This is a genomic window from Tsuneonella sediminis (assembly GCF_051912845.1).
Lineage (GTDB): Bacteria > Pseudomonadota > Alphaproteobacteria > Sphingomonadales > Sphingomonadaceae > Tsuneonella > Tsuneonella sediminis.
Genome location: NZ_JBNCBU010000001.1, coordinates 408,581 through 422,155, shown reverse-complemented (window position 1 = coordinate 422,155; position 13,575 = coordinate 408,581). Strand labels below are relative to the sequence as shown.

The following is a 13,575-nucleotide window of genomic DNA, read 5'->3' as shown; positions in this document are numbered from 1 at the left end:
CCTCAGGACAGGCGCGCGAAAAGGTCCTTCGCGAAGTCGGTGAGAGTGTCGTCACGCGCGCCCATCACGACGATGCGGTCTCCGGGTTGCGCAAGCGAAAGGATTCGATCGCCGACGGCCTTGCGGCTCGGGACGTATTCGGCCTGTCCGCCCGCGTCCTCGATCAGCTTGACCACGCGGTCCGCGCCCTCGCTCCGGTCGACCGTGCCGCCGAAATAAGCCGGGTCACAGATGATCGCGTGATCGCCGTCCGCCAGTTCCCGAGCGAAGGTTTCGGCCAGTTCCTCACCCATTTGCCTCAGCGGTCCGTATCCATGGGGCTGGAAGAATGCGATAATTCGGCCCGGGTGCTGGCGCAGCGTCCGCAGCGTCGCCGCGCATTTTTCGGGATTGTGCCCGAAATCATCGATCACGCTGATCACGGCAGGAGTCGTCCCTATCACGTCGAACCGTCGCGCGAGGCCGGCAAAGGTCGCGAGCGCACGAACGGCGACGTCGACCGCAACCCCGAGCGCGCTGGCGCCCGCAACCGCGGCAAGCGCATTCGAGAGATTGTGGTTTCCCGGCATGGCCAGGGCGAGCGGATGGCGTGATCCGTCCCTCCGGTCGATCAGGGTTGCAGACACCGAGGTCGGAGCCGAGGACACGGTGGCACGGTCGACGGAGATGTCGGCCTCGCTGGCCTGGATGCCGAACGACACGCAGCCTGTCAGCCCGCCAGCCAGAGTCTTCGCTTCCGGGTCGTCGAAATTCACGACCGCCTTGCGGGAAGAACGGAGGAAGTCACCGAACAACTCGCGCAGTTCTTCCATGCTCTTGTGGTCGAGGCTCACGTTGAGGAGCACCCCTACCGCGGGCCGGTAGAGCGCGATCGAGCCGTCGCTTTCATCGACTTCGCTGACGTACAGCTCTTTACGACCGACACAGGCGCTGGCGTACGGGTTCTCCTCGGACACGAAATTCTTCATGACCGCGCCGTTCATGATCGTCGGCTCGAAGCCCGCGACCTGGAGTATCCAGCCGAGCATCGCGGTAACGGTGGACTTCCCGCTCGTCCCGGCGACTGCGACGCCGTTGTCGGCCGCGTTGAACAATTCCGAGTTGAGGTCTGCGCGGCTCATCCTCGGACAACCGAGCTCGCGCGCCTTCGCGATTTCCGGAACGTTCTCTTCGACGGCGGCGCTGGCGACGACGATCTGGTCAGGACTGGTGACCCCGCTGCCATCCTGGGGGAAGAGCGTGAAACCTTTTCGTTCAAGCCATTCGAACTTGGCCAGCGTTCGCCCCTGGTCGTGACTGCGGTCTGACCCTGAGACCGCGCCGCCGAGACCGCGCACGATCTGCGCCAGAGGCAGCATGCCCGACCCTCCGATGCCGCAAAAGAACCAGGGGTGGGCGGCGGGGTCGATCGGCTTGTCCATAATGCGGTTGCGATGCCTAGTCGGGGCTGACCCCAATGTGAAGCGCTGCTAGGGCAGGGGAGATGACCCGTATCGCCATCTGCGCGCCAGCGACCCCGATTACCCGCGACGTCGCCGACGCGGTCACTCGCATCGCGGCGACCGAATTTCCGGATCTCGCGCTCGAATTTCATGATCAGTGTTTTGCCGCGCGGGGTCATTTCGCCGGCAGCGAAGAGGAGCGCCTCGCAGCGTTTCTCGACTGTGCGAACGATCCCGGCGTCGATGCGGTCTGGTTCGCCAAGGGGGGATACGGCTCAAACGTGATCGCCGAGGAAGGCGTCAGGCGGCTTGATCGAGCAGGTGAACCCAAGATCTTTCTGGGGTATTCTGACAACGGCTATCTACTCGCCGCGATCTACCGGACAGGCAAGGGGAAGGCCGTACACGGTCCCATGCCGGTCGATGTCCGCCGGACGGGCGGGGAAGCGGCCGTTGCACGCGCGCTCGCCTTTCTGGCCGGGCGAGGCGATAGCGGCCTCGAACCGGCGCTGGATGGCCGCCCGACAGTGGCTTTCAACCTTATGACGCTGGCAATGCTCACCGGGACGGATCTGATCCCCGACCTGTCGAGCCATGTCGTGATCGTCGAGGAAGTGGCCGAGCACCTCTACGCGATCGACCGACTGTTTTTCCACGTCACCCAGAACCTCAAGGGCATCGCCGGTATCCGGCTCGGGGCCGTGACGGACGTTCCCGAGAATGATCGTCAGTTTGGCTCGGACGAGGAACGGATTGCTCGGTATTGGTGCGAGCGGTCGGGCATCCCATATCTCGGCCGGGCGGAGATCGGCCACTGTTCGGCCAACAGGATCGTGCCCTTCGGGGTTGCTCCAAATCCGGCGGACGCATAGGCGCTGCGCGCGAAGGAGAACCGTGCGATGAGAGCGTTCGTATTCCCCGGCCAGGGCAGCCAGAAAGTCGGCATGGGGGTCGACCTTGCGCAGGCGAGCGCCGCTGCCCGCGAGGTTTTCGAAGAAGTCGACGATGCGCTGGGCTGCACCCTGTCGGCTCTGATGGCGGAAGGCCCCGAGGAGCAACTCACCCTTACTGAAAATGCCCAGCCGGCGATCATGGCCAATGCGATTGCCGTGTTGCGCGTGCTGGAGAAGGAGGGCGGGATCACCCTTGCCGCCGTGGCCGACTGCGTCGCCGGTCATTCGCTCGGCGAATACACCGCGCTTTGCGCTGCGGGGGCGTTTTCCCTTTCAGATACCGCCCGCCTTCTCAGGCTGCGGGGCCAGGCGATGCAGGCCGCGGTTCCCGTCGGCGTCGGCGCGATGTGCGCTCTTTTGGGCGCTGATCTCCAGCGGGCGCAGGCTCTTGCCGACGCCGCCGCGCAAGGACAGGTCTGCCAGGTCGCCAACGACAACGATCCCACGCAGGTCGTGCTGTCCGGCCACCGTGAGGCGATCGAGCGCGCGGTCGCAATGGTCAAGGAGCACAGCATCAAGCGCGGCGTCCTTCTGCCGGTTTCCGCTCCGTTCCACTGTGACCTGATGCAGCCGGCAGCCGAGGCCATGGCGGAGGCGCTCGGCGAGACGCCCCCGGGAGCATTGCGACTGCCGATATACGCAAACGTCAAGGCCGCGATAGTGACTGATCCAGACGAGGAGAGGCGGCTGCTCGTCGAACAGGTATGCGGCAGAGTGCGCTGGCGGGAAAGCGTCCAGGCCATGCGCGCCGCGGGTGTCGGCAGCTTCATCGAACTCGGCGGCAAGGTGCTGGGGCCCATGATCGGCCGCATTGATGGCGAGGCGGCAGTCAACAGTGTCGTGACGATGGGCGATATCGAATCGCTGGCGAAGGAGATCGGCTGATGTTCAATCTTGGCGGGATGACCGCGCTCGTGACGGGCGCGAGCGGCGGGATCGGCTCGGCGATCGCCTATGCGCTGGCGCGGCAGGGTGCCCGAATCGCCCTGTCCGGCAGCAATTCGAGCAAGCTCCGCTCGTTCCGGGAGCAGCTCAACAGCGAGATCGGGGGCGACCATGTCGAGATCACCTGCGACCTCGCGAACACGACGCAAGTCGAAGAACTGGTCCCCGCCGCGATGGACACTTTCGGAAAGCTCGACATCCTCGTGAACAATGCCGGGATCACGCGCGACAACCTTGCTATGCGGATGAAGGACGAGGAATGGGATCAGGTCATCCGCATAAACCTCGAAGCAGCCTTCCGCCTGATGCGCGCGTCGGCCAAGCCGATGATGAAGGCGCGCTTCGGACGGATCGTGACGATAACCAGTGTTGTCGGGGCAACGGGCAATCCCGGCCAGGCGAATTATGCCGCGGCCAAGGGTGGGCTCACCGCAATGTCCAAGGCGCTGGCTCAGGAGCTCGCGTCGCGGGGCATTACGGTTAACTGCGTGGCGCCGGGGTTCATTCGTACGGCGATGACCGACGCCTTGCCCGATGCCCAGAAGGAGGCGCTCAATGCGCGCATTCCGATGGGCCGGATGGGCGAGGGCGACGATATCGGCGCAGCGGTGGCTTACCTCGCCTCGCGCGAGGCCGGCTATGTCACCGGACAGACCTTGCACGTCAACGGCGGCATGGCGATGCTGTCCTGATCGGAGTGCTGGCTTGAACAGCGTTATCCACACCGAATCGGCGCTGTACCGCCTTGCTGCTTGCCCCTTGCCGCCTCACCGCTAAGGATAATTCGACGAATTTGCGGTGCCTGCTGCCGTCTCCCCGGGCGATTCCGGCCCCGAGGTGCGCCAGCTGACGCGCGAGAGGGGTAAGAGTAAGAGCGATGAAGGCCACCATCGAACGCGCGACATTGCTGCGCTGTCTGTCTCACGTCCAGTCGGTGGTTGAGCGCCGCAACACCATTCCGATCCTGTCGAACGTGCTGATCGATTCCTCGGATGGGGGCAGCCTCAAGGTCATGGCGACCGATCTCGATCTCCAGGTGGTCGAACGGATGGCTGCTGCCTCCGTCGAGAGCCCCGGGGCTATAACCGTGTCGGCGCACCTGCTGTTCGACATCGCCCGCAAGCTGCCCGAGGGCAGCCAGGTCAGCCTCGAAACTGCCGACAACCGGATGACGGTGAAGGCCGGTCGGAGCCGTTTCTCCCTGCCGACGCTCCCGCGCGACGACTTTCCGGTTATCGTCGAAGGCGACCTGCCAACGAGTTTTGAACTGCCGGCGAAATTGCTCGCCGAGTTGATCGATCGCACCCGTTTCGCCATTTCGACCGAAGAAACCCGATATTATCTCAACGGGATCTTCCTGCATGTATCGGACGAGGAACAGCCGGTCCTGAAGGCCGCCGCGACCGATGGGCACCGGCTAGCCCGGTTCACGATCCCCCGGCCGGACGGGGCCGAAGGCATGCCCGACGTCATCGTGCCCCGCAAAGCGGTCGCCGAGCTTCGCAAGCTCCTCGAGGAAGCTCTCGACGCGAGCGTCCAGATCGACCTTTCGGCGAGCAAGATCCGCTTCACGCTGGGGGGCGAGGGCGGAGTCGTGCTGACCAGCAAGCTGATCGACGGCACCTTCCCGGACTATTCGCGCGTCATTCCAACGGGTAACGACAAGTTGCTAAAGCTTGATCCCAAGTCATTCTACGAAGGCGTGGACCGCGTGGCGACGATCGCCACCGAGAAGACCCGCGCGGTCAAGATGGGCCTCGAGAACGACAAGGTAACGCTTTCGGTCACCAGTCCCGACAACGGCACCGCCGCCGAAGAGGTGCCTGCGGACTACCGGGCTGATGGCATGGAGATCGGGTTCAACGCCAATTACCTCAAGGACATCCTGCACCAGATAGACGGCGATACGGTGGAGTTGCACCTCGCCGATCCCGGTGCTCCGACGCTGATCCGCCAAGATGAAAAGGCGCCCGCGCTCTACGTACTCATGCCGATGCGGGTGTGACGGGCGCGCCTCGGATCGTGCGACGGCTGATCGGTTTCACTCGGGTGACCGGTTTCTAGCCTGCGCCGATAATCGCGTGATAGGTTAGATTCCTTCGGCCATGGTGCCCGCAGCGCCGGCTAGTCCCGCGCGCGGATCATGCTCTCGATATCGACGAATTTCTCCCGCGGGGCCCCATCACGGGCCGCCTTGGCCTCGGCCTCTTCGATCTTCTTCCAGTCACGAAACGTCACGACGTCGAGTCCTCGCGCGTCGGCCAGGCGATCAAACCCGGTGCGACCCTGCTTCTCTCCGGGATCGAGCGCGCCGGCGGCAAAATCGTCTGCGATTCTCTCGATCACTCCGAAGCCATCGGGGCGATTGGTTCCTATCGTCCCCGTGGGTCCGCGCCGGGCCCAGCCGACCGCGTAGAGACCCGGAACGATCCGCCCCTCGTCGTTGGCAAACCGGCCCAGCCGGTCATCGAACGGAACGCCCGGGATCGGGGACGAACGATACCCGATACAAGCGATGACGATGTCGGCCGGAATGACGTAGGTCTCGCCTATGCCGACAGCGCGGCCCGCCTCGACCTTGGTCTTCTCGACTTCGACACCCGTCACCCGGTCCTGCCCGACGAGGCGCACCGGGCTTGCGAACATGTCGAAGTCGATCTCAACCGGCTTGTCGGCGCGTTCGCTCTCGGGGATCGCCGCGAAACTGCGGAGGTGCGCGACCGATTTTCGCAGACCAGGTTCGAGGAACGCGTCTTCGTCCACATCGGGAAGATCGCCCGGATCGACGCGAGGGCTCGCCCGCTCGAGGCGCATGAGCTCGCCCAGTTCCTTGGGAGTCATCATGATCTGGTGCGGCCCGCGCCGCCCGACAATGGTGATGGTACGGATCTGCGAAGAGCGGAGGGCGTCGAGCGCGTGGCCCACGATGTCACTGCCCTCGAATTCCCGCTCGGTCTTGGCGAGAATTCGTGCCACGTCGAGCGCCACGTTGCCCATGCCGATGACGACGGCTGACTGGCCCGACAGGTCCGGTGAAAGTTCGGCGAACTGGGGGTGACCGTTGTACCATCCCACGAAAGCCGCGCTCCCGTGAACGTTCGGGAGGTCCTCTCCCGGCAAGCCGAGAGTCCTGTCGTGCGGCGCGCCGGTCGCGAAGACGATCGCGTGATAGAGCCCACGGAGCTCCTCGACCGTGACGTCCTTGCCGATCGTGACGTTGCCGACGAACCGGACGTTCTCCGAAAGGGCAGTCGCCTCGTACCGCCGGCTGACGGCCTTGATCGACTGGTGATCGGGAGCGACACCCGTCCGGATCAATCCGTAGGGCACAGGAAGCGTGTCGATCACGTCGACATTGACGTCGTCACCCCACTGCTTCTGCGCGGCCTCGGCCGTGTAATACCCCGCAGGCCCGGAGCCGACGATCGCGAGGTGCCTGATCATGCAGCCTGTTTCACCGCGTCCTCGCGATCGAGGAAGGCCCGCATGCAGCTGACCGACTGCTCGCGGTGGCTGAGAAGGAAAAGATGGCCGCCACCCTCGAAGATTTCCAGCTCGCTGCCTGGAATGAGGCCGTGCAGGATCTTGCCATTGGCCAGCGGAACGATCGCGTCCTCGTCGCCCATCATGATCAGAGTGGGCTTCCTGAGAAACGGAAGGGCAGGGGCGCTGGTCCAGCCCAGCATTGCGAGGAGTTGGTAGAGATATCCCCGCGTGGTTGGCGGCTTCAGCCGGGCCATGTGGGCCGCCCGGTCGGGAGAGGTGCCCAGGCCTCCTCCATATAGCGTTGTAAAATGTTTCTGCATGAAGGCAGCGTCGACGAAGCGACGCGGGTTGGCCATCTTGCTCAGCGCTTTCGGTGCTCCCGGTACCATGACCATCCCGGCGCTCGTCGCGCACAGGATCAGTCGCCTGACGCGTTCGCCGTGCTGGAGGCTGAAATGCTGCGCCATAGCGCCTCCCCAGCTCACGCCCATCACGTCAACCTCGTCGAGCGCCAGTTCGTCGAGGAGTCGGCACGTAGCCCATGCCATCGTGAAGGGATTGTATGGTACTACCGGCTCCGGCGATCCGCCGATCCCGGGCATATCGAATATCACGAATCCCCGGTCGTCGAGCGCTTCGGCGAGGGGTGCAACCGCCTCGATGTTCGTGCCGATGCCGTTGAAGAAGAGCAGGGGCGGATGTTCGGATGGCAGGTCCAGCCGCCAGGTCGCGACGCGCAGGGTCCGGGCGCCCACGGTCATCATGCGGACGTCGGCGGTCTTCATCGGGTCGGGCAAGTGCGATCCTTCAGGCTTGTTCGAGGACATATTGGCCAGGAGCGGGATCAATCGGCTCGAACCCCTTTGCCCCCAGCTTTTTGGGCGCAACCTTCTTGCTGCCAGAGCGTTCCTGAACCCAATCGATCCAGAAGGGCCACCAGCTTCCCTGCGTTTCTTCGGCCTTCTCGAGCCATTCCTCGGCGGTGGCGGGTAGTTTTCCGCCATCTTTCCGGACGTAATACTTCGCTTTGGGATTCCCGGGCGGATTGAGAATCGCCTGCATGTGGCCCGATTGACTGAGGACGTAGGTCACGTCGCCGGAACCGAACAACCGGGTCGAGCGATAGGTCGCGCGCCAAGGGGTAATGTGGTCCGTCACGCCGCCAAGGATGAAGAGGTCGGCATCGACCTTCGAAAGATCGAGCATGTGATCCGCGATCTCGACCTCGCCCTTTCTCGTGAACGCCAGCGTCTCGAACAGCGTCAGGAAGTCCCCCATGAGCGTCGCCGATAGATTGGTCGCGTCGGAATTCCAGAAAAGAACGTCGAAAGCCGGTGGATCGTCGCCAAGCAGGTAGTTGTTGATGACGTAGTTCCAGATGAGATCGTTCGGGCGCAGCCAGGCGAAGCCGCGCGACAGATCGTCCCCCTTGATGATGCCGCCCTTCGCCGCGCGCTTTTTCGCAAGCGAAAGGCCGTTGTCCGTCATGAGCGACCCGGCCTCGATGTCGCCTTGTTGCGGGTGAAGCACGCAGACCATGAGCGTCAGGGTCCCGAGAAGTTCGCTGCCGTCTGCGGCGAGTTTGCTGGCGAGCACCGCGGCGGTCTGTCCGCCCGAGCACCCCGCTGACACGTTGACTTTCGAACTGCCGGTGATCTTGGCCACGGCTTCCATCGCCTCGCGGCAGCTGGCCACGTAGTCGGCCATGCCCCAGGTGCCCTGATCCTTTGTCGGGTTCTTCCAGCTGATCACGAACGTCTGGATGCCGTTGTCTAGCTGGTACTTCACCACCGACTTTTCGGGCGAAAGGTCGTTGATGTACATCTTGTTGATCTGAGGCGGGATGGTGAGTTGGGGGATCTCGTAGACTTCGTCGGTGGTCGGCGCGTACTGGATCAGCTCCATCATCTCGGTCCGCAGAACGACCGAGCCCTTGCTGGTCGCTACGTTCCCGCCGATTTTGAACGGCCGCTTGTCGACCTGGCTGACCATTCCCTTGTTGTGAACCATGTCGTTGTAGGCATTTTTCAGGCCCTTGATCAGCGACATGCCGCCGCTATCGACAAGGCGTTTCTGCGCGGTCGGGTTTCCCCAAAGCGTGTTCGTCGGCGCCAGAGCGTCGATGATGATCTGGCTGATGAAATTGGCGCGGTCGCGCTCGATGGCGTCGAGTTCTAGGTCCGCGAGCCAGTTGCTGACGCCCTTCTGGACGGCGAGGTAGTACTGCGCGCCGGCGCGCAGGAACGGATTGTATTGCCACGCGGGGTCGCGAAACCGCTTGTCCTTGGGGTCGGGAGCCAGGTCGCTCTGACCGGTCATGATCTTGACCATGTCCTCGCCCATCGCCTGGGCATGTCGCATCGTACGCTGCGGGTCGTTCGCGGTTTCGCGGAGAAGGAGCGCGATGGCGCCCGCGAAATCCTCTCGTACGAGCCCCACCATGGGACCAAGCGCCGTAGTGGACTGGGCCGCTTCCTCTTCCAACCGGGTGACCATCCGTTTCTCCCCCGACGATGACTCTGCAACTCCGCGCGGTCATGCACGGGGGGGCACGCGATGGCAAGCGCACCATGGGATAGCCTACCATAATGCCTCGTCCGGTCGGCACTCCGGAAGCGGTTAACCGATGTTTTAGGCAATGGTTCTAACGAGAACGCAGACAGCCGGGGAAAGCTGACAGCGCGCATGGCATTATCGGGTATCTTTTCACGCCGCAAAGGCGACAGTCCTGAGGGCGCGCAGCCTGCCGATGCCATGGGGCCCGCCAGCCGGCTCGCGCTGCTCGACCAATTCGAGGAAGCTGGGCTCGGTTGGTTCTGGGCGACCGATGCCAGCGGCACGCTGAACTACATGTCCGCGAGTGCCGCCCACCAGATAGGGCGGACACCCGACGAGATCGTTGGCACGCCCCTTTCCGCCCTTTTCCTTCCCGAGCGCGACGAAGACGAAGCCCGCGCGGAGCGACCGCTCGCATTTCAGCTGCGGGCCCGTAACTCGATGTTCGAACTGCCGGTTCGCCTCGCGGTTGAGGATCGGGAGGTCTGGTGGTCGATCAGTGCCAAGCCGCTGGTTGACGAAAACGGGGAATTCCTGGGCTACAGGGGCAGCGCCAAGGACATCACGGCTGTACGCGAGAATCAGCGCGATGCCTCGCGGCTCGCGCAGTATGACTCCCTTACCGGCTTGGCCAACCGTCATCGTATGACGAAGCGGCTAACCGCCACGCTCAATGCGTACAAGGCGGCCAAGCGCAGTTGCGCGCTGATGATGCTGGATCTCGACCGCTTCAAGGCGGTGAACGACACTTTGGGCCACCCCGCGGGCGACGAATTGCTCAAGCAGGTCTCCCAGCGGATCGAACGGATCATCGGGGGGCGCGGCGAGATCGGACGGCTCGGCGGCGACGAGTTCCAGATCATGCTGCCAGACATCGACGATCGCGGCCGCCTTGGCGAAATCGCCAACAGCGTGATCCAGATGGTTTCGCAGCCCTATTCGCTTGACGGCAGCCGGGCGATCATCGGAACCTCTGTCGGCATAGCCATCGCGCCCTATGACGGTATCGATACCGACGAACTTGTCAGCAGCGCCGATCTTGCCCTTTATGCAGCGAAGGGCGGGGGACGCGGCCAGTACCGCTTCTTTTCGAGCGAACTGAAGGACGGAGCGCGTCTCCGCCGCCAGATCGAGGAGGACTTGCGCGATGCGATCCAGACCGACCAGCTCGAACTCCACTATCAGCCGATTGTCCGGACTTCCGACCACCACGTGACATGCCTCGAGGCGCTGGTGCGCTGGAACCATCCGGAACGCGGATGGATCAGCCCGGCGGAATTCGTGCCGGTCGCCGAAGAAACCAACCTCATCAATCCGCTCGGCGAATGGGTCTTGCGGCGAGCCTGCAAGGAAGCGACCGCCTGGCCGGAATCGCTGCGGGTGGCGGTGAACGTCTCTGCGATCCAGTTTTCCGGAACGGATGTCCCCAAGGTGGTGAAGGCCGCGCTCGACAAGACCGGCCTCAATCCCTCTCGCCTCGAACTGGAGATAACCGAAAGCGTGTTCCTGGGCGATCCTCAGGGTACGGGCGCGATGCTTAAGGCGCTCAAGAAAATGGGCGTACGTCTCGCGCTCGATGACTTCGGGACAGGATACTCTTCGTTGGGCTATCTCAGCAGCGCGCCGCTCGACAAGATCAAGATCGACCGCAGCTTCGTATCGGGCCTTAACGAGGACGAGAACAACAACGCTGCCATCATCACCGCGATCGTCAGTCTTGCGGATGCGCTGAAGATGGAAACGGTCGCCGAAGGGGTCGAGGCGATGGACGAGTTGGCGACGATCACCGAGTTGGGTGCGAGCCACATCCAGGGCTACATCTTCTCAAAAGCGCTCTCGCAGGACGCTTTGCTCGAGCGTCTCGAGCAAGGGGGCCTCAAGTTCGTACCCGAAGGCCCTGCAAAGCACCGCGCCGACCGGCGATCGACCTATCGCAAGGTCGGAGTGATCCACGAGGACCACCGTTACGACGTCGTGATGCGAAATCTGTCGAAATCGGGGGCCGGGATCGAGGGATTGCTCGACGTGCCGCTGGGCACTTCGCTCGTGCTCGATCTCGGGGGCGGGCAGCTCGTCGTGGCGGAAGTCGTGCGCAGCGAGGGTTATTCTCAAGGTCTCGAATTCGAGCAAAAGCTTATCAGCGACGGTGCAGAGGGGCTTTGCACGCGCCATCGGATAAGTCCCTATGCCCTGGCGGCGGCGGGCATGCCGCTCGCCGCTTTGCCGCCGGGCTCCTACCTGCCGCCTGTCCGGCCGGATGCTCCGACGTCGAAACCGCATTTCCTGCAGGTCGATCTCGCACATTCGCACAAGGCCGCTTAATCGGTCTGCTGACAGGAAGCATTGGCGCGGCTAAGGGCGGCGCCGATGACCGACCTTCAGCATATCCGCAATTTCAGCATTATTGCGCACATCGATCACGGGAAGAGCACGCTTGCCGACCGGCTGATCCAGGCCACCGGCGGGCTGACCGACCGCGAGATGAGCGAGCAAGTCCTAGACAACATGGACATCGAGCGCGAGCGCGGGATCACGATCAAGGCCCAGACAGTGCGCCTGAACTACACCGCCCGCAACGGTGAGACCTACGAGCTCAACCTCATGGACACGCCCGGCCACGTCGACTTTGCCTACGAGGTCAGCCGGAGCCTCGCCGCGTGCGAGGGTGCGCTGCTCGTCGTAGACGCCGCGCAAGGCGTCGAGGCGCAAACCCTCGCCAACGTTTACCAGTCGATCGAGCACGATCACGAGATCGTACCCGTCATCAACAAGATCGACCTTCCCGCAGCCGAGCCGGAAAAGGTCCGTGCCGAGATCGAGGACATCATCGGCATCGACGCGAGCGAGGCAGTGCTGACATCCGCCAAGTCCGGCATCGGCATCGAGGATACGCTCGAAGCGATCGTCGCGAAGATACCCCCTCCCAAGGGCGACCGTACTGCACCGCTGAAGGCCATGCTGGTCGACAGCTGGTACGACCCCTATCTCGGCGTGGTCATTCTCGTGCGCGTGATCGACGGGGTCATCAGGAAGGGCCTCAACGTCAAGTTCATGCAAGGGGGCACCGATCACCTGATCGATCGCGTCGGCGCCTTCACCCCCAAGCGCGTCGACCTGCCCGAGATCGGCCCGGGCGAGATCGGTTTCATCACCGCCCAGATCAAGGAGGTCGAGCAGGCCCGCGTCGGCGACACCATCACCACGGTGAAGGGCGGGGCGAGCGAGGCGCTGCCCGGCTACAAGGAAGTGCAGCCAGTGGTCTTCTGCGGCCTGTTCCCGGTCGACGCGGCGGACTTCGAGAAGCTGCGCGAGAGCATCGCCAAGCTGCGCCTCAACGACGCGAGCTTCTCCTACGAAATGGAGAGCAGCGCGGCATTGGGCTTCGGCTTTCGCGCCGGCTTCCTCGGCCTGCTGCACCTGGAAATCATCCAGGAACGCCTGTCGCGCGAATACGACCTCGACCTCATCACTACCGCGCCCAGCGTCGTCTATCGCCTCCAGCTCTCCAAGAGCCGGACCGAGGACGCGAAGGAGATCATGCTCCACAACCCGGCCGACTGGCCCGACCAGAACCGGATCGAGACGGTCGAGGAACCGTGGATCAAGGCGACGATCTACACCCCCGACGAATACCTCGGCTCGATCCTCAAGCTGTGCCAGGACCGGCGCGGCATCCAGACCGGCCTGACCTATGTCGGCGGCCGCGCGCAGGTGACCTACGAGCTGCCGCTGAACGAGGTGGTGTTCGACTTCTACGACCGGCTGAAGAGCATCTCCAGAGGCTATGCCAGCTTCGATTACGAGCAGATCGGCCTGCGCGAAGGCGACCTCGTGAAGATGAACATCCTCGTCAACAACGAGCCGGTCGACGCGCTCTCGCTGATCGTCCACCGCGCCAATGCCGAGGCGCGGGGCCGCGGCATGTGCGAACGGCTGAAAGACCTCATCCCCCGCCACCTGTTCAAGATCCCCATCCAGGCCGCGATCGGCGGCAAGGTGATCGCCCGCGAGACGATCGCCGCCCTGCGCAAGGACGTGACCGCCAAGTGCTATGGCGGCGACATAACGCGCAAGAAGAAGCTGCTGGAGAAGCAGAAGAAGGGCAAGGCCAGAATGAGGGAATACGGCAACGTCTCTATCCCGCAGGAAGCTTTCATCGCCGCGCTTCGCATGGGCGAGGAGTGAGCCGTTTT

General features: G+C 63.6%; 10 protein-coding genes. 6 read left to right on the top strand and 4 right to left on the bottom strand.

The genetic code is table 11. The features are described from left to right. Positions 1 to 2: 2 nt before the first annotated feature. Entirely contained in the window at positions 3 to 1,421 is a 1,419-nt protein-coding gene (locus ACPV3N_RS02135) for a glutamate ligase domain-containing protein (protein ID WP_440113996.1), read from the bottom strand. Positions 1,422 to 1,483: 62 nt separating this feature from the next. Between ACPV3N_RS02135 and ACPV3N_RS02130 the strand changes: the two genes are divergently transcribed. The 4 genes from ACPV3N_RS02130 (at position 1,484) to dnaN (ending at position 5,345) form a co-directional block, all read left to right on the top strand. Then, complete coding sequence (locus ACPV3N_RS02130; RefSeq protein WP_440113994.1) at positions 1,484 to 2,314, top strand: LD-carboxypeptidase; 831 nt, start codon at positions 1,484 to 1,486, stop codon at positions 2,312 to 2,314. Positions 2,315 to 2,341: 27 nt separating this feature from the next. Then, complete coding sequence (gene fabD / locus ACPV3N_RS02125; RefSeq protein WP_440113991.1) at positions 2,342 to 3,280, top strand: ACP S-malonyltransferase; 939 nt, start codon at positions 2,342 to 2,344, stop codon at positions 3,278 to 3,280. Then, positions 3,280 to 4,032 carry a 3-oxoacyl-[acyl-carrier-protein] reductase gene (gene fabG, locus ACPV3N_RS02120; RefSeq protein WP_440113988.1) on the top strand — a complete coding sequence of 251 codons (753 nt, stop codon included), beginning with the start codon at positions 3,280 to 3,282 and terminating at the stop codon, positions 4,030 to 4,032. Before fabD ends, fabG begins: the two co-directional genes overlap by 1 nt. Positions 4,033 to 4,217: 185 nt before the next feature. After that, positions 4,218 to 5,345 carry a DNA polymerase III subunit beta gene (gene dnaN / locus ACPV3N_RS02115; RefSeq protein ID WP_440113985.1) on the top strand — a complete coding sequence of 376 codons (1,128 nt, stop codon included), beginning with the start codon at positions 4,218 to 4,220 and terminating at the stop codon, positions 5,343 to 5,345. Positions 5,346 to 5,464: 119 nt separating this feature from the next. Here the strand turns inward: dnaN and ACPV3N_RS02110 are convergent, their stop codons facing one another. From ACPV3N_RS02110 to ACPV3N_RS02100, 3 genes are read right to left on the bottom strand one after another with little or no spacing between them, the layout of a single operon-like run. Then, complete coding sequence (locus ACPV3N_RS02110; RefSeq protein WP_440117399.1) at positions 5,465 to 6,781, bottom strand: FAD-dependent oxidoreductase; 1,317 nt, start codon at positions 6,779 to 6,781, stop codon at positions 5,465 to 5,467. Beyond that, positions 6,781 to 7,611 (bottom strand): alpha/beta fold hydrolase, encoded by an 831-nt coding sequence (locus tag ACPV3N_RS02105; RefSeq protein WP_440113982.1) that lies wholly within the window; start codon positions 7,609 to 7,611, stop codon positions 6,781 to 6,783. Before ACPV3N_RS02105 ends, ACPV3N_RS02110 begins: the two co-directional genes overlap by 1 nt. 22 nt (positions 7,612 to 7,633) lie before the next feature. Further along, entirely contained in the window at positions 7,634 to 9,322 is a 1,689-nt protein-coding gene (locus ACPV3N_RS02100; RefSeq protein ID WP_440113980.1) for a PHA/PHB synthase family protein, read from the bottom strand. 189 nt (positions 9,323 to 9,511) lie between these two features. On the opposite strand from ACPV3N_RS02100, the gene ACPV3N_RS02095 reads away from it, so the two are divergent. Both ACPV3N_RS02095 and lepA read left to right on the top strand, forming a co-directional pair. Further along, positions 9,512 to 11,704 (top strand): EAL domain-containing protein, encoded by a 2,193-nt coding sequence (locus tag ACPV3N_RS02095; RefSeq protein WP_440113977.1) that lies wholly within the window; start codon positions 9,512 to 9,514, stop codon positions 11,702 to 11,704. A gap of 45 nt (positions 11,705 to 11,749) precedes the next feature. Next, positions 11,750 to 13,567 (top strand): translation elongation factor 4, encoded by a 1,818-nt coding sequence (lepA, locus tag ACPV3N_RS02090; protein ID WP_440113975.1) that lies wholly within the window; start codon positions 11,750 to 11,752, stop codon positions 13,565 to 13,567. Positions 13,568 to 13,575: the final 8 nt, after the last annotated feature.